This is a genomic window from Paenibacillus sp. Soil750 (assembly GCF_001428045.1).
GTDB lineage: Bacteria > Bacillota > Bacilli > Paenibacillales > NBRC-103111 > Paenibacillus_E > Paenibacillus_E allorhizoplanae.
Map to the genome: position 1 here is coordinate 11,562 of NZ_LMSD01000006.1, position 22,571 is coordinate 34,132.

16 protein-coding genes are annotated in these 22,571 nt (G+C 46.6%); 9 read left to right on the top strand and 7 right to left on the bottom strand.

Translation table 11 applies throughout. The features are described 5' to 3' along the window. Nucleotides 1–20 precede the first annotated feature (20 nt). Nucleotides 21–1,607 carry a spore germination protein gene (locus ASL11_RS07430; RefSeq protein ID WP_442953027.1) on the bottom strand — a complete coding sequence of 529 codons (1,587 nt, stop codon included), beginning with the start codon at nt 1,605–1,607 and terminating at the stop codon, nt 21–23. 125 nt (nt 1,608–1,732) lie between these two features. Between ASL11_RS07430 and ASL11_RS07435 the strand changes: the two genes are divergently transcribed. The 6 genes from ASL11_RS07435 to ASL11_RS07460 all read left to right on the top strand — a co-directional run bounded on the left by ASL11_RS07435 (nt 1,733) and on the right by ASL11_RS07460 (nt 10,251). Then, nucleotides 1,733–3,178, top strand: a complete 1,446-nt coding sequence (locus ASL11_RS07435) for a DEAD/DEAH box helicase (RefSeq protein ID WP_056611872.1) — start codon at nt 1,733–1,735, stop codon at nt 3,176–3,178. A gap of 254 nt (nt 3,179–3,432) precedes the next feature. Beyond that, the gene (locus ASL11_RS07440; RefSeq protein ID WP_056611875.1) at nt 3,433–4,377 is read left to right on the top strand and encodes a carbohydrate ABC transporter permease; all 945 of its coding nucleotides are present in this window, start codon (nt 3,433–3,435) and stop codon (nt 4,375–4,377) included. 20 nt (nt 4,378–4,397) lie between these two features. Further along, on the top strand, nt 4,398–5,225 hold the full coding sequence (locus ASL11_RS07445) for a carbohydrate ABC transporter permease (RefSeq protein WP_056611878.1): 828 nt from the start codon (nt 4,398–4,400) through the stop codon (nt 5,223–5,225). A 146-nt stretch (nt 5,226–5,371) separates the two neighbouring features. Continuing rightward, the gene (locus ASL11_RS07450; protein ID WP_056611880.1) at nt 5,372–6,727 is read left to right on the top strand and encodes an ABC transporter substrate-binding protein; all 1,356 of its coding nucleotides are present in this window, start codon (nt 5,372–5,374) and stop codon (nt 6,725–6,727) included. 107 nt (nt 6,728–6,834) lie between these two features. Beyond that, nucleotides 6,835–8,625, top strand: coding sequence for a cache domain-containing sensor histidine kinase (locus tag ASL11_RS07455; protein WP_056611883.1), 1,791 nt, complete (start codon nt 6,835–6,837; stop codon nt 8,623–8,625). A 3-nt stretch (nt 8,626–8,628) separates the two neighbouring features. Beyond that, nucleotides 8,629–10,251: a response regulator transcription factor gene (locus tag ASL11_RS07460; protein WP_056611886.1), complete on the top strand. Its 1,623-nt coding sequence runs from the start codon at nt 8,629–8,631 to the stop codon at nt 10,249–10,251. A gap of 55 nt (nt 10,252–10,306) precedes the next feature. Here the strand turns inward: ASL11_RS07460 and ASL11_RS07465 are convergent, their stop codons facing one another. The 4 genes from ASL11_RS07465 to ASL11_RS07480 are packed head-to-tail and all read right to left on the bottom strand — an operon-like array spanning nt 10,307 to nt 13,188. Further along, nucleotides 10,307–10,870, bottom strand: a complete 564-nt coding sequence (locus ASL11_RS07465) for a D-glycero-alpha-D-manno-heptose-1,7-bisphosphate 7-phosphatase (protein WP_056611889.1) — start codon at nt 10,868–10,870, stop codon at nt 10,307–10,309. Then, nucleotides 10,867–11,571, bottom strand: a complete 705-nt coding sequence (locus tag ASL11_RS07470; protein ID WP_056611892.1) for a nucleotidyltransferase family protein — start codon at nt 11,569–11,571, stop codon at nt 10,867–10,869. Before ASL11_RS07470 ends, ASL11_RS07465 begins: the two co-directional genes overlap by 4 nt. 4 nt (nt 11,572–11,575) lie before the next feature. Further along, nucleotides 11,576–12,160, bottom strand: a complete 585-nt coding sequence (locus ASL11_RS07475; protein WP_327205091.1) for a D-sedoheptulose-7-phosphate isomerase — start codon at nt 12,158–12,160, stop codon at nt 11,576–11,578. A gap of 2 nt (nt 12,161–12,162) precedes the next feature. After that, a complete protein-coding gene (locus ASL11_RS07480) occupies nt 12,163–13,188 on the bottom strand; it encodes a GHMP family kinase ATP-binding protein (protein WP_056611899.1) in 1,026 nt (341 codons plus the stop codon). Between the two features lie 395 nt (nt 13,189–13,583). On the opposite strand from ASL11_RS07480, the gene ASL11_RS07485 reads away from it, so the two are divergent. Then, nucleotides 13,584–15,542 (top strand): glycosyltransferase, encoded by a 1,959-nt coding sequence (locus ASL11_RS07485; protein WP_235550413.1) that lies wholly within the window; start codon nt 13,584–13,586, stop codon nt 15,540–15,542. A 71-nt stretch (nt 15,543–15,613) separates the two neighbouring features. Here the strand turns inward: ASL11_RS07485 and ASL11_RS07490 are convergent, their stop codons facing one another. Both ASL11_RS07490 and ASL11_RS35680 read right to left on the bottom strand, forming a co-directional pair. Beyond that, nucleotides 15,614–16,651 carry a glycosyltransferase gene (locus tag ASL11_RS07490; RefSeq protein ID WP_082595316.1) on the bottom strand — a complete coding sequence of 346 codons (1,038 nt, stop codon included), beginning with the start codon at nt 16,649–16,651 and terminating at the stop codon, nt 15,614–15,616. A 233-nt stretch (nt 16,652–16,884) separates the two neighbouring features. Next, nucleotides 16,885–17,214: an ArsR/SmtB family transcription factor gene (locus ASL11_RS35680; RefSeq protein ID WP_082595317.1), complete on the bottom strand. Its 330-nt coding sequence runs from the start codon at nt 17,212–17,214 to the stop codon at nt 16,885–16,887. A 154-nt stretch (nt 17,215–17,368) separates the two neighbouring features. Here ASL11_RS35680 and ASL11_RS07495 point away from each other — a divergent pair, with 154 nt between their 5' ends. Then, entirely contained in the window at nt 17,369–18,502 is a 1,134-nt protein-coding gene (locus ASL11_RS07495; protein ID WP_056611905.1) for an NADH:flavin oxidoreductase, read from the top strand. 668 nt (nt 18,503–19,170) lie between these two features. Beyond that, nucleotides 19,171–22,461, top strand: a complete 3,291-nt coding sequence (locus ASL11_RS07505; RefSeq protein ID WP_056611912.1) for an OmpL47-type beta-barrel domain-containing protein — start codon at nt 19,171–19,173, stop codon at nt 22,459–22,461. Nucleotides 22,462–22,571: the final 110 nt, after the last annotated feature.

The following is a 22,571-nucleotide window of genomic DNA, read 5'->3' on the forward strand; positions in this document are numbered from 1 at the left end:
CCGAATTTGGCTGATCACGCTTAGGATTCTGGTTTCTGTGGGGGATTATCTGTTTGTTTCTGTCTATTGTTTGGACTAATATAGCTGGGACGCTTCAGTAATGCCCAATGTGGGAGCCGAATGACATTATCCTTTTGATCTCCCAGACTGTAGGGTGCGAATGGAGCTAGGTAAGGAACGCCAAAAGAACGCAAGCTGCATAAATGTAGCACCAAGGCAATAATGCCAATGAGTATCCCGTATAGACCAAGAGAAGCAGCGAAAATCATCAGGATGAAACGGATCATCCGAATGGAAATTCCCATGTTAAAGGAAGGGATAATAAAGGTAGAGATGGCTGTTATCGCGACGATAATAACCATTGCTGGTCCCACTAATCCAGCTTCAACGGCGGCTTGTCCAATGACAAGCGCACCAACAATAGAGACGGCTTGCCCGATGGCACGAGGCATTCTGATTCCGGCTTCCCGTAGGATTTCAAATGTAACCTCCATAAGAAATGCTTCAACAAACGCAGGAAAAGGGATCCCCTCCCGATGGGCGGCAATATTAACGAGCAGTGTTGTCGGAATCATCTCTTGGTGAAAGGTCGTTACCGCAATATAGGAAGCAGGAGCAAGTAAGGCAATCATCAGTGCTATATAACGGAGAAGGCGGATTAATGAGCTAATATCGGACCTTTGGTAAGAATCCTCTGCTGCTTGCATAAAGTGCGTAAATACGGCAGGTACAATGAGGACAAATGGTGTGCCGTCTACCAAGATTGCGATTCGCCCCTCTAGAAGTCCTGCGGCAACTACATCGGGCCGCTCTGTATTAAATATGGTAGGGAATGGCGTATAGGCTTCATCCTGGACGAGTTCTTCAATGTATCCACTTTCGAGAATCCCATCAATATCGATCCGTGCTAAGCGAGAGCGAACTTCATCTACAACGCTGTCATCTACAAGCCCTTTGATATACATGATGGCAACATCGGTCTGGGTTACACGGCCAATCTGTCTGGTTTCCATCCATAGATGAGGATCTTTAATTTTCCTTCGAACTAAGGCAGTGTTCGTGCGCAACGTCTCAGAAAATCCCTCGCGAGGACCCCTTACAACGGTTTGAGAGGAGGGCTCGGTAACCCCGCGATCTTTCCATTCACGTGTACTCGCGCAAATCCCTTCATTATAACCATCCACTAGGATGACCGTATCGCCAGATAAAACCATATGATAGAGCGTTTTAAAGTCAGATGTACCTGTGATCTCACCTGATTTCAATAAGTATTCTTTGATGAGAGATAACGGTGGTATGTCATCAAGTTGAGGTAGAAGGATATCTCCGGATCGATAATCGATAAGAAGGGAGTCCAAAATGTCTTTGACATTGGCAAGTCCATCCAAATAAATGATGGCAGCCTTGCAGGGTGGATTGGATGGAATCGTCATTCTTCGAATAACGAGATCGGTGCTATGACCCAATCCTTCTCCTATCGTGTAAAGGGTCTCTTCTAGGTTACCTGACATGGTATGAATGAGAATGTCTTCGCTATTGGCAGCTATATCTGTTTGGTACTTTTGTTTCAGTAACTTTTGCATGAAGGTAAAGATAGAGTTCTTCATGTGCGTACCACCCTGATTTGTTTTTGTTACTATTTCCTAATGTTGGGTATTTCACTCATGTTTTTTCTTTTCCGCCTCCAGATGTAGTAGAATAGAGCCACAGCAACAAGAAGGGGAGTCAAATCGTGACGACAAGAAGCTTTAACGATTATCAATTAAGTGAGGATATTACGCGTGCGCTAACTACACTAGGTTACACGCAGCCGACAGATGTGCAGCATAAGGTGATTCCGATCGCACTGCAGGAGCGGGACCTAACGGTCAAATCCCGCACGGGAAGCGGAAAAACGGCGGCATTCGGCATACCGATCTGCGAGCTGGTAGAGTGGGAAGAGAACAGGCCGCAGGCCCTCATCCTGACGCCGACACGGGAGCTCGCTGATCAAGTGAAGCAAGATATGACGAACATCGGACGTTTTAAGCGGATTAAGGCGGTTGCTCTGTATGGGAAGCAGCCTTTTGCCAAGCAGAAGATTGAGCTGCATCAGAAGTGCCACGTGGTCGTTGGTACACCAGGGCGTGTGCTGGATCATATTCAGAAAGGGACGCTGGATGTTGAGCGTCTGAAATATCTGGTCATCGATGAGGCGGACGAAATGCTGCGGATGGGCTTCATTGAACAGGTCGGCGCAATTATTGATGAGCTGCCGACGGATCGGATGACGATGCTCTTCTCGGCAACCTTGCCGAAGGATGTAGAGCAGCTGTGTCATCAGTATCTGCGGAAGCCGATCGATATCGAGATTGAAACACCGGAAGCAGCGAAGGTTCAGATCGAACACTCTCTCATCACTGTAAGGGAGAACGAGAAGTGGCCATTGCTTCAAAATGTGCTCGTGATGGAGAATCCGGAGAACTGCATTATTTTCTGCCGGACACAAGAGCATGTCGATAAGCTCTACAACCAGCTCGATCAGCTGGATTTTCCTTGTGATAAGATTCACGGCGGCATGGTTCAAGATGATCGTTTCCTTGTCATGAATGCATTCAAGCGAGGAGAGTTCCGATTCCTCGTGGCCACGGACGTCGCGGCGCGTGGGATCGATGTGGAGGACATCACGCATGTCATCAACTATGATCTTCCGATGGAGAAGGAAAGCTACGTCCACCGGATCGGACGGACAGGACGAGCAGGGAAGACGGGCAAGGCGATTTCGTTCGTAACGCCGCATGAGGACAAGTTCCTAGCGGATATCGAAGGCTATCTAGGCTTCGAAATTCCAAGGAAGGATGCACCGGATTCCGAAGAGGTTGCCGCAAAGCAAGCAGCCTTCGATCAGAAGATGCAGGCGACGCCTGTCATCAAGCGGGATCGCAGTGACCAGTTGAACAAGGGCATCATGAAGCTCTATTTTAACGGGGGCAAAAAGAAAAAGATTCGCGCCGTCGACTTTGTCGGCACCCTCGCCAAGATTGAAGGTGTCACCGCGGAGGATATCGGCATCATTACAATTCAGGATAATGTGTCGTACGTCGACATTTTGAATGGCAAAGGGCCGATGGTGCTCAAGATCATGAAGAACACAACCATCAAGGGGAAACTGCTGAAGGTGCATGAAGCGAATAAGTAAGGATGTAGGAGACCAGAGGGCCAAGTGGCGTTCTGGTTTTTTTGCGCTCGCTCTGTAACGGTGTTTTTCATGCTTACAGCAAGAGAGTCCGGCGCAAAGGGTGATTGTGGCCACTTATAAGCCGATCGCATGCTCCATTTCTAATAAAAATTGTTCCTGAAGGTTAAAATATTACTCGAAAGGGTCAATTCTGTGACTTATCCATGAATCGCACACAAGGTAGACTATAGAAAACACGACATGGGGTGAATTTCATGGCTAACCATATACAATCGCAAGCAGGTAGTATCCCAAGAACTAAAGTGAAATCTAAGCAGTCTAAACAGCAAATTCGAGAGAATTTGGCCGGATATCTTTTTGTTAGTCCCATGGTCATCGGCTTATTCGTTTTCACGTTATTTCCAATCATCGCTTCCTTCTTCTTGAGCTTTACAGACTGGAACTTTGTTGCCGGGTTTTCGAAAGTGAAATTCCTCGGGTTGGACAACTTTATAAAGCTGATTCATGACAGTGTCTTTCTACTTTCATTGAAAAATAATATGATTCTGATGGTCGTTGTTCCGTTAACACTCATTGTTTCACTGGTTTTAGCGGTGCTGATTGATAAGCAAGTGTATTTCAAAGGTGTCTTCAAAGTTATCTACTTCATTCCGTATATTTCAAGTGTTGTTGCGGTTGCGATCGTTTTCCAAGTACTCTTCCACCCAACATACGGGCCGATTAACCAAACTTTAATCGACTGGGGCTATGCTAACCCACCGAAATGGCTGGCTGATCCTGATTATGCTTTGTACTGTGTGATGGGGCTGATGGTATGGATCAATATTGGGTACAACATGATTATTTTTATGGCAGGACTTCAATCTATTCCGAAAGATCTGTATGAAGCAGCCGATATTGACGGTGCATCCAAATGGAAGCAATTTTATAGCATTACCGTGCCTTTACTGTCACCAACAACATTCTTCTTGCTCGTATCCGGCATTATTGGAACGTTCAAAGTATTCGATGTCATTTCCGTACTGACCAATGGTGGACCGGCTAACTCAACAAGCGTGGTCGTGTACCGCTTATACGAAACAGCCTTCGTTAATCTGCAATCCGGCTATGCATCTGCGATGGCGATTGTGCTTCTAGTCCTCGTTCTCTTGATTACGTTAATTCAATGGTTCGGCCAACGTAAATGGGTCAACTACTAAAATAGAATGGAGGTTCACACATGGATAACAAAAAAAGTACCAAAAAGATAATTGTAACGATACTGATGGCTCTCTTCGGCATCCTGTTCATGACGCCATTCCTTTGGATGATCTCAGCATCTATGAAGCCAGAAGCCGATGTATTCATTTTCCCGATCCAGTGGATTCCTAAACATTTTAATTTGATTGAAAATTATAAAACGGTATGGACGACCAAATTTCCCTTGTATTACTGGAACTCCATTAAGGTAGCTGTCATCACGACCGCATTATCTGTACTATTTTCATCGATGGCGGCTTATGCCTTTTCTAAAATTAAGTTCCGCGGCTCGAATGTTCTCTTCGTTCTCGTTCTTATTATTTATATGGTTCCAAGTCAGGCGATTCTCGTGCCGCAATTCCTTTTGCTTCGCTCAATGCACTTGTATGATACACATTTAGGACTTATTCTTCTAGGATCTTTTAGCGTATTGGGTACGTTCATGCTTCGCCAGTTTTACCTAGGTATTCACGATGAGTACATGGAATCTGCAAGGATTGATGGCGCAAATCATGCTCGCATTTTCTGGACCATCTGTACTCCGCTTGTACGTCCTGCGATTGCAACGTATGCGATTCTGCGCTTTATCTGGACGTGGAATGATTACCAGAATCCATTGATTTTCCTAAGAGACAAGTCGTTATTCACGCTTCCGCTAGGGATTCATTCCTTTGCCGATCTAAATGGCGAGTTCTACTCCCTCATCATGGCCGCATCCGTTTCTGCGATCTTGCCTTTGTTGATCATTTTCATCATTGGACAGAAGCAAGTTATCGAAGGAATCTCCATGGGTGGGGTAAAAGGTTAAACACCAGTTACAAGCAAGATGTCAAAATAAGAGTGCATGAGGTTAAAATATTGCCTCGTGTGCTCAAACTAAGTTTGTTACGATTCGTCATGTAAAGGTTTTCAGTTTGCGAAACATCATACAAATATCTTCTTGGAGGGGTTCATATGAAAAAGAGTTTACTCGTTTTAAGTGGTGTTCTAGCGATCAGTGCTGCACTTGCAGGTTGCGGAAGTAAAAGTGAAGATAACGCTGCATCAACGACAACGCCTGGCGGTACAGCAACATCATCAACTAAAGCACCTGTAACGATTAAAGTACAAGCATGGTATACAGAAGCTCAAGGTAACTGGAACAAAACAGTTGAAGCCTATAATGCAACTCACCCGAACGTTAAAGTTGTTTATGAGAGCATGTCCGAGAAAGGTGACTCCCAAGAAGGGATGAAAAAGCTTGATCTACTAGCTGCTTCCGGCGAGCAAATGGACGTTGTGATGTACTCCAGTGCTTCCGATTTCGCACAACGTGTAGGAGCAGGTATCCTTGAGCCGCTTGATGAGTACTTGAAAAAAGATAACATCGTTGTCAAAGACGAGTACAAACTTGATCCAGTTGTAAATGGTAAATACTATGCTTTGCCTGGTAAAATGATCGAGTGGTTCGTTCTTTTGAACAAAGATAAATTAGATGCAGCTAAGCTTCCAGTTCCAACAGAATGGACTTGGAATGACTATGCGGAATATGCGAAAAAATTAACTTCAGGCGAAGGCGCTGCGAAACAATACGGTTCTTATTTCCATAACTGGAAAGATTACGCGCTTCTTGGTTTGAACAACAACATGGATAACCCTTACTTGGTGAAATCCGATGGTACTGAGAACATTGATAACCCACAAGTTCGTTTCTCCTTGAACCTGCGTAACCAATTGGAGAACGTGGATAAATCGTCCGTCCCTTACTTCGAAGTTGTTTCGCAAAAAATGGCTTACCGTGACGTATTCTACGCAGGTAAAACAGCTATGCTAGCAACTGGTAACTGGATGGTTGGTGAGCTAGCGCAAAACGCGAAGTTCAACACGGTATTTGCTCCGTATCCGAAATATGATGCGAAAGATACAAACGGTTTGACTGAAGTAGGCGCTGACTTCATGGGTGTAGCTGCAAACTCCAAGAACAAACAAGCCGCTTATGACTTCGTGAAATGGTACACAACAGAAGGTATCCAAACACAAGGTCTGTTCTTCTCCGGTTGGAAAAAAGCAGATATTAACAAAAACGTAGACGCGATCCTTGCAAGCGGCAAGCCAGATCAAGTGAAATTCATTGACAAAACTTCCTTGCTGTCTACTTTGAAAGTGAACAAATCTACAAAATTGGTTGTTCCTCCAACGTATGCCTTGCAACAAGAGAAAGAATACTTAACGCAAGTTGAGTTGTTCTTGACAGGCAAACAAGATTTGGAGAAAACAATTTCAACAGCAAAAGCTAAAATTGAAGACATCAGAAAAAGTAATGCAAAGTAATCGGTAACGATTAGGCTAGCTTTACTGGTATAATGTGTATAGGAAGCAAGAGGAGGCCATAGGGCCCCTCTTTTTTCCCATTTTATTGGGGAAGGCGGGAAACGTTAGTGCTGCAATGGTTTCGCACATTATCACTTCGTAATAAATTAGTACTAACGATTCTGATTTGTCTGGTGTTACCGTCCATCGTATCGATGAATGTGTCGAATTTGCTTACACGGGATGCTGTTCGAACGCAAGTCGCCGATAATGCGCGGCAATCGATGCTCATTGCGAATCAGATTGTTACCGGGCAGATGAAGAATATGTTGTATATGATGAATTTCGTTCAATTTGATGTGGATCTTCGGGAGCCCATATTGAACTTAAGTCATGCGGACGCTACAACCTCCATTGGAGATCTTTATATCAGTCAGAATACGATAAATAAACGGATAGACACGGTCATTGGTCCGTTGGAAAATTTAGTGCTAACGCTACTCCTCCCGAATGGGCAGTATTATGCGACCTATACGACAACTAATTTCGATCCGAAATCCTTTTTTGAGAAAGCGTGGATGCGGGATGTCATGCAGTCAGGCGGGTACAGCGTGAAATGGATTGGAGCTGAGCCTAATTACAGTCAGCAATCTTCACAATCCTATCTATTAGAAGCCGTTAAGCCACTTCGTCTCAATGGTGCTACGTATGGGTACGTCATTGTTGGTCTCGAACCGAGTGTAGTGCAGAAATTATTTGCGCAATATGAAGATAATGAATCGATGGTTATCATCGATGCACAAGGCAAAATTTTGGTAGATAAAGATTCAAGTCAGATCGGGAAGCCTTTCGCCTATTATGATCAACTTCCTCCGGAAGAGGGCACGTCCTTCGTGAAGGTAGCTGGTGAAGAATATATCATGCAGAGTGCTCAAGTCACGCCGGAATGGAAGCTCGTAAACATGACGCCGTATAAAGCGGCAGCACAGCAAATCCAGTCTTTTCGAAAGACAGATTTCGGAATCCAATTGGTGTTTCTGTTCTTGTTCGCAGTTGTGCTGCTCTATGTGGTCCGTACATTGACGAAACCTATCGCCAAGCTTGTCCAAACCGTCGTGCGAATCGAGTCTGGTCAATTGAGTGAACGATCTAACATTAGTGGCGGGGATGAAGTCGGTCGGCTCGGCTATGTATTTGACCGCATGATTGATCGGATCGAGTTGACGCTCTTCGAGAATAAGCGAGAGCAAGAGCTCAAGCGCAAAGCAGAGTTGGCAATGCTTCAGGCGCAGATTAATCCGCATTTTCTTTTTAACGTATTGAATTCCATTCGTTTGAAGATCATGATGAAAGGCGACGAAGAGAATGCGGAATTGATCAGCTCATTGTCTGCTCTTTTGCGTATGACCATCAATCGCAATAACGAATACATAACGCTCCATGAAGAGATTGGGATCAACGAGCACTACGTTCGTTTATTGAATTCGAGGCACGGGGATCGGGTTATCCTGCGAGTATCCGCGGCTTCGGACACCCTTCTTATTCAAATTCCGCGTTTCCTGCTGCAGCCGCTTATTGAGAATGCTTATATTCACGGCCTTAAAAGTAAAGCAGGTGAAATAACGATTATTTCCCGAATTGCAGAGGATGGTAGACTGCAAGTGGAGATTCAGGATTCCGGTGTTGGCATGACCCCAGAGCGGTTGTTGGAGCTTCGTAATCATTTAGAAGCCACCCCAATACTGCCTGTAGTGGAAGAAGCGAGCAGTCCTTCCCTATCGGGGATCGGTATACATAATGTGTTTGAGCGACTTCGGATGATTTATGGTCATCGTTTCGATTACAATATTGCAAGCAGTCTGGGTCACGGCACTCAGATTATTCTGCTCTTTCCACAGCAACCAGAGAAGGAGGTGTGACCTATGTACACCGTCATGATTGTAGATGATGATATTCCAGTTCTTGAATTTCTGAAAACGACGATAAAATGGGAAGAGCTCGGCTATCAATTGACTGGCGTTTATGCGAGTCCTCTGGATGCGCTGAAAGCAGGTCAGCAAACCAAAATAGATGTATTGATCAGTGACATTGGGATGCCTGAGATCAATGGGCTGGAGTTAATTAAGTCCCTCCGCGAGGAGGATCCGAACGTGAAGGCTGTGATTCTCTCCTGTCATGATGAATTCCATTATGCGCAGGCGGCCGTTAAGCTTTCGGTGAGTGAATATATATTGAAGGAAACAATGAACGTTAGCAATATCACGGAGGTATTGATTAGGCTTAAAGAGCAATTGGATGCGGAGGATCGGCAGCAGTCGAAGAGCCGCAAGCTTGAGAAAGAGGTGTCGCAGCATCGTGGCGCATCCAAGCGTCAATTTATCCGAAGCACCGTGAATGAGCCATTATTTGATGCTGTAGAATGGAGCACCAAGGCTGGTGACTTCGGCATTCAACTGAACAAGCATGCTGTCCTGCCTGTATTCGGCTATGCCAATCGGGTAAAAGAGGCGAATAGTCGGTTTCAATCGACAGATTTATTCGAATATACGATTCAGAATATTGTGGAAGAGCTGCTCGTGGATCAAAAGGAAGTGACCCTGTTCACCTACGATACGGGTGAAATTGTGCTTTTATTCCCGCATTTCTCGGAGCTGCATGTAAACAACAGCCAGAAGATGGAGCAGACACTTCGGCAGCTGCAGGCTTGCTTGCAGAAGTATGCGAAAATCTCCTTTTCATTCATCACAGGGACTCCGGTGAAGGATGTTCGGGCGTTGAAAGATCAATTAATCCGCATGGTCGAGGCTAAGGCTATCCGATTCTACATGCCAGAGTCCTCGATCAGCAAGCTTGAGCATCTGCGGGAAGGATTCGGGGACGGGGGAGAGCTGCTCGCTCAGTATGCGCAGGCGTTGGACGAATTTCGCGGTGTGGTGTTCGATGAGCGTGCAGAAGGGATTGATGCCTTCGTCTCGAAGTGGGTCGATTTCATCCAGTACAACCGCTTCCGCCCCCTAGAGGTGAAGGATTGGCTGCTCAAAATGATCCTCGATGTGCGGATGCGCCTCAAGTCGCTGCAGCACTATCAATCGACGTTTTCCTCGGAGTTGCTGCATCATGATGTGCACGAATTGTCCTCCATCCGCGAAATGGAGTTGTGGCTCAAGGATTATTTGCAGCAGGCCATCGAGTGGGCGGGACAGGTATACCGGGAGTCCCACAATCGTGAAATCCTGGAATGTCAGCGGTTCGTGTACAACCATCTCGATACGAAAATATCACTGGAAGATGCCGCGGCTCATTTGCATCTGCACCCGAGCTACTTGAGCCGCCTGTTCAAGCGGGAGACTGGCGAGAATTTCATCGAGTACGTGACGCGGATGAAGATGGAGAAAGCGAAGGAGCTGCTGGAGATCACGGATAAAAGCGTGGAACAAATCTCAGATATGCTCGGCTACGAGAATAAGAACTACTTCGGCAAGCTGTTCAAGGCGCATACCGGCTTCGTGCCGAATGCGTATCGGGGGCAGACGAAGGGGAGCTAGTGATCCCCACTGTGAAAGCACAAAGTCCTGCAAAAATGCAGGACTTTGTGTTTTTTCACTGTGATGGTTTGGTTACATTTCCGAAAAAACGCTCAGCCGCCTCTCCTACATGCTTCACAGTAAACGTAGCCGTCGTAGCAGAACTTGCCTCACAGTTGCGGATCAAGATTGTGGTTCCGACTCCAGAGCGCAGACCTGCTTCGATGTCACTCTCTTTATCACCTATGATCACCGATGAGGTAAGATCTAGCTGAAACTCTCGCTTTGCTTGCAAAATCATACCCGGATGCGGCTTTCGACAGAATGCGTCTTGTTTGTATTCACCGATGCCGTGTACCGGGTGATAGGGACAAAAATAGACTTTGGCGATCCGGATTCCATGTGCCTCGAATCGCTCCGTCATCCATGCCGTTAAGGCCCAAAAGTCGCCCTCCGTGTAAAAACCCCGGCCAATACCCGCTTGGTTGGTTACGATGATGAGTAAAAACCCCGCATGCTGAAAGCGTAAGAGTGTTTCGAATATACCCTTGCTAAACTCGAAATCCTCAACTTTGTGAACATAAGACTTTTCAATGTTAATTACACCATCCCGGTCGAGCAAAAGCGCCTTTGGTCTCATCTGCCTCCACTTCCGATTCCAAGCTCAGACTTCGCACGCTCATAGTCTTCCGGAATACCGATATCGATAAAATAACCTTCACTCGGGAAACCATACATGTGAAGCTTCTGTGCATTAGGACTTCCTAGAAATTGTTCAAATGAAAATGGGGCTAACAGCTCGAACGGATCCCATAAATCGGTACGGGCTACGTAGACACCACCATTAATTAAGCCGGATTCGCACATCCGTTTCTCCTCAAAGCTCAATACCCTACAATCCGAACTTACGATAACGGCCCCATATCGGTCAAAGCGTTTCATCGGCTTAAGTGAAAGCGTCAGGTCGGCAGCGCGTTCTTTATGAACCTGTACCAATTGCGGGATATCGACTTGGAACAACGTGTCTCCATTTAGTACAAGCACCTGATCGCTGGAAATCTGAGTCATCGCCTTCTTCAGTGCTCCTCCGGTTCCTAGCGGTTCTTCTTCCACCGAATAAGCGATTCTTATTTGTCCAAAGCGATGGCCGAAATAAGAGCTAATGGTTTCATGTTTGTATCCAACCGCAAGGATCACCCTGCGAACCCCTTGCATCTCCAATCGCTCAAGAATGTAATGAAGAAATGGCTTGCCCCCTACGGGAGCCATCGGTTTGGGTAAATCCCAGATAACCTCCCGCAAACGTGTCCCCAGCCCGCCAGCTAATATGATGGCTTCCATAGGGCTAAAATCCCTTACCAAATATAGATTCTTCTACAATCGCACACAAAATATGGCCAAGCAGAATATGCGCTTCTTGAATTCTTGGGGTTTCTTGGGAGGGGATCCGTATGCAGATATCGCATAGGGCAGCCATGCGGCCACCCGATTCACCGGTCAAACCAATTGTCGTGATGCCCATAGCACGGCACATTTCTAAACCTCTGATCACATTGGGCGAGTTGCCGGATGTGGAAATGCCAATAAATATGTCTCCACGTTGGCCGTTAGCTTGAATTTGCCGTGCAAACAACTGTTCATATCCGTAGTCGTTTCCGATTGCAGTAAGAATGGAGCTATCCGTCGTAAGCGCGATGCAAGGCAGGCCGGGACGGTCGAAATAAAAACGACTGACGAATTCGCCGGCAATATGCTGGGCATCGGCCGCACTTCCTCCATTGCCACCGAGCATTATTTTATTACCATTTCGGTAAACCTCGATCATTTTTCTTGCTGCCTGCTCAATTAAACGAAGTATATCGCTATCCTTTGAAATCGCCCTTTTAATCTCCATTGCCCGTAAAATTTCGCTGCTAATATACGCTTTCAAACTTATACCCTCCATCCTTGCGTTCCGCTCTTTGTAAAATGGAATTGAAACACTTTACCTCCTAATTCGTTCAAGCGATGTACAACCTGTATGCGTTTGACGGGATCCACGATAAACATCATAAATCCGCCTCCTCCTGCTCCGGATACCTTGCCTGCTAGTGCACCGGCATTCATCGCCGTATCGTATATGAAGTCAATTCGTTCGTTTGTAATAGAGGCTGCCATCTTTTTTTTGGCACTCCAGGATTTTCCCAAGTGCTCAGCAAACTTGTTGATTTCCCCCTTTAATATACATTCCTTAATCGCGTAAGCCTCCGCTTTCACGATATGGGTTGCTTTTAGGGTGGACTGTTTGTTATTCCGTGTATTGCGGACTTGTTCGTCAATGATCTTGGCAGATTCCCTTGATGCTCCTGTGTAATATAAAATCATAGAGCTCTCCAATTCACTGATAATCCAGTTTTTTACCCGAAGTGGGTTCACAATAACCCGATTATTTTCGTAAAACTCAATAAAGTTGAATCCACCAAAGGTGGCTGCATATTGATCCTGCTTACCGCCACCCCATCCGACATCGATACGCTCGATGTCATAGGCAAGCTGAGCAATTTCATATTCCCCGAGTGGCAAATTAAGCCATTCTACGAAAGCCTTCAGCATAGCGACCACCATCGTGGATGATGAACCGAGACCGGATCCTGCGGGAGCGTCAGAATAGGTGGTCATCCGAAAAGAGAGTGGCTCGTCCTGCCTAAACTGTTTAACAATCCGGTTATACACGCCTTTATGCAAGCTTAGACGGCCATCCAACTCTAGTTCTGGGAGAGGGACGGTGGTGAATTCTTCATTGAGATCCGCAGCGACAAAAGTAAGGTTACCGTCATCGAAGACTTCAATCGTGCAATAAGCGTATAAATCAATCGTCGCATTCAGTACGCATCCTCCGAATAAGTCGCAGTAGGGCGACACATCCGTTCCGCCTCCGGCTAGCCCCAATCTTAAAGGAGCTTTAGATCTAATGATCATGTGCTACCTCCGTTCCATGTTGTCGAATATACTTCATAACCAATTCAGCATATGTAGGAGTAAGACAACTTGTATGGACGGATGGTGCTGCGTCGAATATTTTCCACCCTTCATGCTTTTTGAAAATAAACGTTTGTCCCATTCAGACCTTTTACAGAGGGAATAGTATAGCTATGTGTAAATGAAGTGTGCCGGGAGGTGTTTAGGTGAAGCTAAAGGCTAGGAGAACTAAGAGAACTAACAGAAAGATATTGGGGTCTATTCGCGTACGTAAGCTTCGTAGATATAAAGGCCGGCGACTAGTGCTCAAACGTGGAAAATCCGTACGTGCAAGGTGGAAGAATCGGAGAAAACGGTCAGTTATGAAGCTTTATCAACGCAACAGGAGCAGACGTTTGAAAGGCCGGCGGATCCATAAAGGATTGCGATTAGTGAATAAGCTGGTGGTACCGAGCTCATCTCAGCCACTGGTCAGTATTATTATACCGGTTTACAATAAATGGGATTTTACTTACAAATGCTTGGTGTCCATCGTCCAAAACACACATGGAATTCCTTACGAAATCATCGTGATGGACGATCATTCAAACGATTTAACATCACGTATCGGACATTTCGTCACACACGTCACTGCCATCCGCAATAAGGTGAAAAGGGGATTCCTTCATAACTGCAATCATGGGGCAGCGATTTCTAAAGGGAAATATGTTTTATTTTTAAATAACGATACCGAAGTGACTCCAGGTTGGTTGGCACATCTGTTGTCTTTACCTGAGCAAGACCCAACCATCGGAATCATAGGCTCAAAATTGGTATATCCGGATGGGAGGCTACAGGAGGCCGGCGGTATTGTCTTTAGTAACGGGTATGCATGGAATTACGGTCGATTAGATAACCCGGATAAACATGAATACAACTATGTTAAGGAAGTAGATTATATCTCAGGGGCATCGATCATGATTCGTAAAGACGTATGGAATAGAATAGGCGGTTTTGACCAGCATTTCGCACCTGCTTACTCAGAGGATGTGGACATTGCATTCAAAGCAAGACAACACGGCTACAAAGTTATCTACCAACCCAAATCCGTTGTCGTGCACTACGAGGGCGTATCCCACGGTACCGACCTCAAGTCCGGAATAAAGAAATATCAGGTGATTAACCAGCAGAAATTTATAGAAAAATGGGCGGGCGTACTGCAGCGGGATCAACTTGCTAATGGTGAGCACCTCTTTTGGGCGAGGGAACGCTCAAGGAATAAAAAAACCATTCTTGTCATTGACTATGGTGTTCCAAGTTTCGACAAAGATGCGGGCAGTAGAACGACATTTATGTATCTGAAACTATTTGTGGATATGGGCTTTAATGTTAAATTTTTACCAGACAATTTCATCAAACCGGAGCCTTATGGTTCAGCGCTAGAACAGCTCGGCATTGAGATCCTTTACGGACCGCAGGACCGCAGGTATTACGAGCACTGGATTGTTAAGCACAAGGATTACATTGATTATGTTCTGTTGAACCGGCCTAACATTTCACATCAATATATGGATCTAATCAAAGCCTATACCCGGGCGAAAATTCTGTATTATGGCCATGACATGCATTATATCCGGGAGCTGAAGCGATTCGGATTGGAGAACAACCGCGAACTGCTGCAAGCATCTGAGTTCTATAAAAGGCTGGAGTTCGACATGTTCAGCAAAGCGGATACCGTTCTCACCTGCAGCGACTCAGAAAAACGAATTATTGAAGGGAATTTTCCAAATAAAACTACTGTTTTGCTTCCGGCTTACTACTTTGACCATACGATACCGACAACAAAGCAATGGAGTGAACGCAATGGCCTACTCTTTGTTGGTGGCTTCGGTCATAGTCCTAACACTGACGGTATTTTGTGGTTTTGTCGCGATATCCTGCCTATTGTGCAACAGGCGATTCCTGATATACACATGTTCGTCGCTGGTTCCAACCCACCGCCTGATGTAGTAGGATTACAATCGGATCGGGTTACTGTCACAGGATTTATACCAGACGATGTGCTTAGACAGCTGTATGGAAATACGAAAATTGCCATCATTCCACTTCGGTACGGTGCAGGCGTGAAAGGCAAAACGGTGGAAGCAATGCGTCATCACATGCCAGTAGTTACGACCAGCACGGGGATAGAAGGGCTGCAGAATATTAGGGAGATTATTGAACCTATGAATGCCCCTAATGCATTTGCCGAGCAAATCATCCAGTTATACCATAATCACAGTCTATTAGCGCATAAGGCTGAACAAAGTAGGATGTACGTGGAAACTTACTTCTCCAGATCAAAAGCCTTAGAGAGTATGATGTCCGCTTTATAGTGAAGGAGAAACATAGAGAAATGATAAAAAGTGACCGAAAGTTTCGACTTTTGGTCACTTTTTATTTGTTTTCACACCATTTTAGCAAAATAACGTTCCATAACAGCTGGATGTTTCTCAGTAAAAGGCTTCGTCACGATGTCATATTCGATACGATCCACCGGTTTCCCTAAGTATTGATCGATATCACGGCGACGATTATCGTTCGCTTTAACGCGGGAACCGAAAGCATAATGATAATGGAAGGCTGAAATCGGCTCAGCCCTATTGGGAATTTCCCACATGTAACGTCCGAACAGATGCACTTTGCAGTGATTCTTGGCATCGTCGTATCGGATACCCATATGATTGCGCCACATAAACCATTTATTGACAGACCAGTGTTCATCGTTCGGTGCACTTATTCGTACGGTTTGGGGATTCATCCAGAATTGTACCCATGGAAATGAGATAGCATCCGCTTCTTTCTGGACCAGAAGCTGGGGCAAGGCATCACGGAAGCTATCGTCCATGATCTCATCTGCATCAATTGCCATAATCCAATCTCCAATAGCTTGGTCGACTAGGAAATTCCTTACGATGGACTCGTTCCAATCATCTGAGTAGGGTAAGCCCGTTTGCTTAATATGGAATAGTCGAATATTCGCGCGGTTTTTCCACTGATTGATGATAGTTACACTGTCGTCGGTGCTTCCTCCGTCTACAATAAGTATTTCATCTGCATAGGAAGCGACACTTTCTAGAAACAGCGGAAGGAACTTTTCCTCATTCAAGATCGGCACAATAACCGAAAGCTTGGGTTTCGGTTCTAATAGCGGAGCTTGTGGAACATGCAGCGGTTCATAAACGACAGGAACATTTAATAAAGGAGGAGGCTGCTTGACCTGTGGAGTCAATCGTAATGATTTGCTTCTTCGCAAGCGTTTTTTAACTTTTCGCAGTAGGCGCTTGCGAAATTTTATAGTTCGCAAAGGACGCTTGCGTAATTTGATTGTTCTCCGCCTTTGTGTCAATTTGAAGCCATTTTTCCTGCTGCTTCTCTTCAGCAGCTTTTGTTTCCGGTTCGTTTTGTCCGTCTTTCTAACTACCTGCCGGAGAACTTTTTTCATAGAGGACCTCCTTCGCTGTATAGTTGAGCGATCTGTAATCCAACTTAGTATATTCAGGCGATTCTACCTACGAATGGACGAATAACTACGTATGCGTTTTTGCCAGCCCAATCGCAGCGAAAGAAAGCAGCAGTGGAAAGATAGCAAAGGAGCTAAGTACCAATCTGCTTAGCTCCTTTTTATTCAACTATTTACTTTGCCCAATCTACATATAAAATTTCCATCTCATCTAATTATGGTTCGGGGATAGGTTCCTTGGAGTTTTCGTAAGCATGTAGGATCGAATTGAGCAGACCAGGGAATCTTTCTTCTAAATCATCCTTGCGTAATGACAAGAAGCGCTGGGTCCCTTGTACGCGGACGTGAACAACACCAGCTTCACGCATCGTGCGCACATGATGAGACATTGTTGATTTCACGACACTAACATCAATGCCGCCACATGTACACTCTCCTTGTTTGTGGAGATCGGAGACGATAGATAATCGGACGGGATCGCTTAACGCATAGAGGACGGATGAGAGATGCATATCCGCTCTGTCTGGGTGAAATAGTACTTTCAGGATGCTTCCTCCTCGTTAACGCTTAGTGATTGCATTTTACCACATTGCGTGATATATTTCTATTGTTCGATAACAATCGAATTAAAGAAATAATAAGTGCGGGGAACGCATAGCATAAACACACCCTACCCCCAAATGAAACGGAGGAACGACCATGTCTACTACCAATACCAATCAAACGACGCAATCCCATTCAGTGGAATCGTTGTTCCAACCCTTTACACTAGGCAATCTTAATCTTGCGAATCGAGTCGTGATGGCTCCGATGACGCGAGCCTTCTCGCCAGGGGGTGTTCCTGGGCAGGACGTGGTGGATTATTACCGCCGCCGCGCGGAGAATGGCGTTGGTCTTATTATTACCGAAGGAACCCTGATCAATCATCCAGCGGCAACCGACAATCCCAATATCCCTAACTTCCATGGAGAAGAGGCGCTCGCAGGTTGGAAACGTGTTGTCACTGCTGTTCATGAAGCAGGAGGACGTATCGTGCCTCAGCTCTGGCATGTCGGAATGACTCGCGCGAATGGGTCACTTCCGCACCCGGAAGCGCCATCGATCGGACCGTCAGGCCGCACGTTAACGGGCGAACAAGTGAATGAGCCTATGACGCAGGTGGACATCGATCAAGTCGTGCAAGCCTTCGCGCAAGCGGCAGCGGATGCGAAACGGATCGGCTTCGACGGCATCGAACTTCATGGCGCCCACGGTTACTTGATCGATCAGTTCCTATGGGAGAAAACGAATCAACGCACGGATAAATACGGTGGCAGTATGTTGGCTCGCACGCGATTTGCTGTTGAAATCATTGAAGCTTGCCGCCGCGCAGTAGGGCCAGATTTCCCGATTATTATTAGGCTGTCGCAATGGAAATCGGCCGAGTATACGGCCAAGCTCGCTGCTACACCTGAGTTGCTCGGTCAATTGCTTGCACCACTCGTAGAAGCTGGCGTAGATATATTCCACTGCTCGACCCGCAGGTTCTGGGAACCCGAGTTCGAAGGATCTGACCTCAATTTCGCAGGCTGGGTAAAGCAGTTAACGGGCAAACCTACGATTACAGTGGGATCCGTTGGTTTAGATGATGAATTCCTAGGCTCCTTCAGAGGGAAAAGCGCAGGTACGGCTGACATCAATGAGCTGCTTGTTCGCCTAGAGCAGAATGAGTTCGATCTCGTTGCGATTGGACGCGCGCTGTTGGTTGACCCTGCTTGGGCTGACAAAGTGCGGGGCAGTCGATTCGACGAGTTACTTCCATTCACCGTTGATGCTCTACAACGTTTATATTAAGCCGTCAGACGCGTGGAACTCGCTATCTGGCTACAACGAAACAAGGCAACCGAATGAACCCGGGTGCCTTGTTTTTTTTCGCTAATAGCCAAATGCTCAGTAATTCGTCCGCGTAAACGTGCATCACTTTTTACAGTTTCTGCAGCAATCTCTAAATAACGGATATGGGATAGGACCACCCATGCCTCCTCCCACAGAATAACTGGAAAACCTCCATCTAAACTCGTGATTTTCGAGCTGTTTAATGAACTAACTGGAAAAAATGCAGCTAAATTTAGCCATTCTCGCCATTTTCGCTGAATCGGGTTGAATTACCTGTACCTATTCCATCTAAATCCAATTTGTAGGGGAGATCGCCTGAAATAACTGTATAATTTCTATCTAACTTTAGGGAGGGGACAAGTGGAGGTGAAGTTAGATGGTGTGGGCAAGAGGAGGCGGTATTAGGAGGTGGAGTATCTGGAAACACATATATTCCATCCCCTTTTGGAAATCCATCTAGTTATTTGGTATCCTGCACAAATTTCCATGTCTTTACAATAAAATAGCAAATTTCGCAATTATCCTATGGTAAAATAAGATGGTTCTTAGATAGCTTGTCTGTCCGATAAGCAAGCGCTTATGTAGAAAAGATTTTGACTCAGCCAATAAGCTAAGGAGGAATTGTAATGAGTAGGCTCAAAGGATGGAAGACGAGGTTATGGAAGACTACGTTGGCGTTGACAGTAGCAATACCGTTCCAAGTGCTGGCTACAAGCAGCTGGCAGGCCGTGATGGCGGAGGGACCGACAGATCCAGCGCCGTTCATTGAAGCCAAAGTCGTCAATGGGAATGCGGGGAAGAAAGTGCTTTTTGACAACACACATGAGCAGACCGCTGGAGCAGCGGATTGGGTCATTGATGGGGCATTTTCGGACTTCGGCAATGCATTAGCGAATAATGGCTATTATGTAAAAGAACTTCGCAAAACAACGCCAATTACCTTGGCCGATTTGAGCGGTTATGATGTGTTTGTGGTAGCGGAGTCCAATGTCCCGTACAAAACAAGTGAGCAAAACGCCTTAACCCAATATGTGGCGGCAGGCGGCAGTATATTTTTCATCGGTGATCATTACAATGCCGATCGGAACAAAAACCGCTGGGATGGCTCCGAGGTATTCAACGGCTATCGCCGTGGTGCCTGGACAAATCCAGCAGCAGGCATGAGCGCGGAAGAGTCTGCGTCTTCGGCTATGCAAGATGTAGCAAGTTCGGACTGGTTGGCGACTCAGTTCGGTCTGCGTTTCCGCTATAACGCCCTCGGCGATATTAATGCGAATAACATCGTAGCGCCTGCGCAAGCTTTTGGGATAACGACAGGTGTCTCCAGTGTGGCGATGCACGCAGGATCTACGCTAGCGATTATTGATCCGACGAAGGCGAAGGGTATTGTGTACTTGCCGCAAACGAATGAAGCTTGGGCGAGTGCGGTTGATCAAGGTGTGTATAACGGAGGTGGAGTGGCAGAAGGGCCTTACGTGGCTGTTGCAAAAGCAGGCGCAGGGAAAGCTGCCTTCATCGGGGATTCCTCACCGGTCGAGGATGCAACGCCGAAATATGTGCGCGAGGATACAGGCGCGAAGAAGACGACGTATGATGGGTTTAAAGAAGTGGACGACGGAACGCTGCTCGTCAATATGGTGAACTGGCTTTCGACCAAAGAAAGCTATACCAGCTTCGCTGAAGTAAGCGGCTTGCAGCTGGATCAGCCGACGGCATTGCTGCCGTTTGAAGCTCCAGCGGCATCGACGGAGCCACAGCCAGAGCCTTGGGCAGCACCCAACGCGGGCTACAAATGGTATGACCGCAGCACGTTCAAACCAGGCTCCTATGGTGGCCCGACAGCAACGGCGAGCACCACGTACAGCTTCGTGAAACAAGCGGTATTGCCGAATGCGGTGGACTTCCCGATCAGAGTCGTTGTGGATAACTTACCACCATCGACAACGGTAACGGGCTTCAGCCTTGGCATTTACCTAGTCAGCGGTGGCTCACAAATCGCCAAGATACAAAATGCAGATGGCACCTGGCCAACGGCTTATGCGTATAGCTCCACTTTTAGCGTAACGGCAGATATCAACGGACACGCTACGAAGGACCTGAATGTACGCGTTGTTCCGGGAACGACCGCACCAGCGAATCTCAGATTGCGCCTGAATGGCACGAATCTGAAAACCGAAGCTGTCACTCTTGGAAACGTGCCTGCAGAAAACTTACCGGAAGAGGAGAATCCGATTCCTGCTAAGATCGCTATTTCCGAAGCACGTGCGAAAGCCGCAGGTACGTTGGTGACTGTTGAGGGTGTCGTTACGACAGAGCCGGGTGCTTTTGGCGGGCAAGCCTTCTACTTGCAAGATGCAACAGGCGGCGTGTACGTATTCCAAAGCTTGAGCGGCTTCCACCAAGGGGATACGGTAAAAGTAACAGCTTCAACAGCGCTATTCAACACCGAGTTTGAGCTTGCTGATCCTGTAGAGATTGCCAAAACAGGCGTCGCAGCGCTCCCAGCATCCACCCCAGTATCCGCTGTGACAGCGGACAACCAAGGGCAATTGCTCACACTGAATGACGTAACAATCAGCAACATCATCACGGCAACACCGACGGGTTCCTTTGAATTCGACGCTGTCAAAGACGGCGTAAGCAACCACATTCGTGTCGATACACGAACAGGTTTATCTTTAAGCACCTTCCCTTACTCAGCGGGGCAAAAGGTGACGATTCAAGGTGTTGGCGCGATTTTCAAAGGTGTATTCCAATTGAAGCCACGGGGCTTGAGTGATTTCAGCGTGGCTGCTGATACCGCAGCACCAGTAACGACAGCTATCCTTTCCAGTGCACCGAATGGAGCGGGTTGGTTCAAGGAAGACGTTACCGTTACATTAACTGCTGTAGATGATCAAGCGGGTGCAGTGACTACGCAATATGGCATCAATGGCGGAACTTCTACGGCATACACAGCGCCAATCTCAATTAGTTCTGAGGGCTCAACAACATTGAGCTATTCCTCTACGGATGCTGCGGGCAATGTTGAAGCGGCAAAGTCCTTGCAAGTGAAGCTGGATAAAACAGCACCAACAGCTACTCTTACGGAATCGGGTCATGCGGTGAAGGATGTAACGACGACAACTTCAATGATTTTCGATTTGGCTGCCAACGATGTCATTTCGGGTGTTGCAGAGCAATCCCTGACCTTGGATGGCAATGCGATTACAAGTGGCCAAACAATTGCCGCAGGCAGTTTAGCCGTGGGCGCGCACACGGTGGCGTACCTTGTAACGGATGCTGCAGGGAACACGACGGCTGCTTCGCAGACATTTAATGTGGTTAAACCATTATCGAGCGGCGCTCCTGGCCAGCCTGTTTTATCTTCCAATAACGGCTATTCCGGTTTAAAAGATGGCAACTACACAATCACAATGAACATGTGGTGGGGGAATAATGGTTCCATTTTCAAACTATACGAGAACGGTGTTCTCATCAGCACGAAAACACTTTCAGATGCCTCCCCAGCGGCTCAAGTCGCCAAAGTGGATGTATCCGGTAAACCAAACGGCACCTACACGTATACCAGTGAACTTATTAATTTATTCGGTACGACAACCAGTCAGCCAATCGTTGTAACGATCACAGAGGCATCCCCAGGTAAACCAGTTGTATCACAGAATAATTGGGATGGGGATGGCAACTACAATGTGACCATGAACATGTGGTGGGGCACCAACGCAACAGGGTATCGCCTCTACGAAAATGACGTGCTCATTGATGAGAAAAGTTTGCAAGCCGCTTCACCAAGCGCACAAAGTGCTGTTACAGCAATCGCTGGTCGTGCAATCGGTGTTTATAAGTATCGCGTCGAGCTGTCCAATGCAGCTGGCGTGACATCTAGTGACGTGGTGAGTGTCACGGTTACGAAGTAGCCGGAGGACAGAAAGGCACAGAGCTTGAAGGCAGCCCTTTTGGTCTTAGACCAGAGGGGCTGTTTTCTGTTTCGGATGGGGGCCTCCAGCTCTGCTACACGTCCCTTGTA

Excerpts from the sequence above, each read along its gene's own strand:
- ASL11_RS07430 (WP_442953027.1), bottom strand. The coding sequence starts at position 1,607 with ATGAAGAACTCTATCTTTACCTTCATGCAAAAGTTACTGAAACAAAAG.
- ASL11_RS07440 (WP_056611875.1), top strand. The coding sequence starts at position 3,433 with ATGGCTAACCATATACAATCGCAAGCAGGTAGTATCCCAAGAACTAAA.
- ASL11_RS07445 (WP_056611878.1), top strand. The coding sequence starts at position 4,398 with ATGGATAACAAAAAAAGTACCAAAAAGATAATTGTAACGATACTGATG.
- ASL11_RS07450 (WP_056611880.1), top strand. The coding sequence starts at position 5,372 with ATGAAAAAGAGTTTACTCGTTTTAAGTGGTGTTCTAGCGATCAGTGCT.
- ASL11_RS07460 (WP_056611886.1), top strand. The coding sequence starts at position 8,629 with ATGTACACCGTCATGATTGTAGATGATGATATTCCAGTTCTTGAATTT.
- ASL11_RS07465 (WP_056611889.1), bottom strand. The coding sequence starts at position 10,870 with ATGAGACCAAAGGCGCTTTTGCTCGACCGGGATGGTGTAATTAACATT.
- ASL11_RS07470 (WP_056611892.1), bottom strand. The coding sequence starts at position 11,571 with ATGGAAGCCATCATATTAGCTGGCGGGCTGGGGACACGTTTGCGGGAG.
- ASL11_RS07480 (WP_056611899.1), bottom strand. The coding sequence starts at position 13,188 with ATGATCATTAGATCTAAAGCTCCTTTAAGATTGGGGCTAGCCGGAGGC.
- ASL11_RS07490 (WP_082595316.1), bottom strand. The coding sequence starts at position 16,651 with ATGAAAAAAGTTCTCCGGCAGGTAGTTAGAAAGACGGACAAAACGAAC.
- ASL11_RS07495 (WP_056611905.1), top strand. The coding sequence starts at position 17,369 with ATGTCTACTACCAATACCAATCAAACGACGCAATCCCATTCAGTGGAA.
- ASL11_RS07505 (WP_056611912.1), top strand. The coding sequence starts at position 19,171 with ATGAGTAGGCTCAAAGGATGGAAGACGAGGTTATGGAAGACTACGTTG.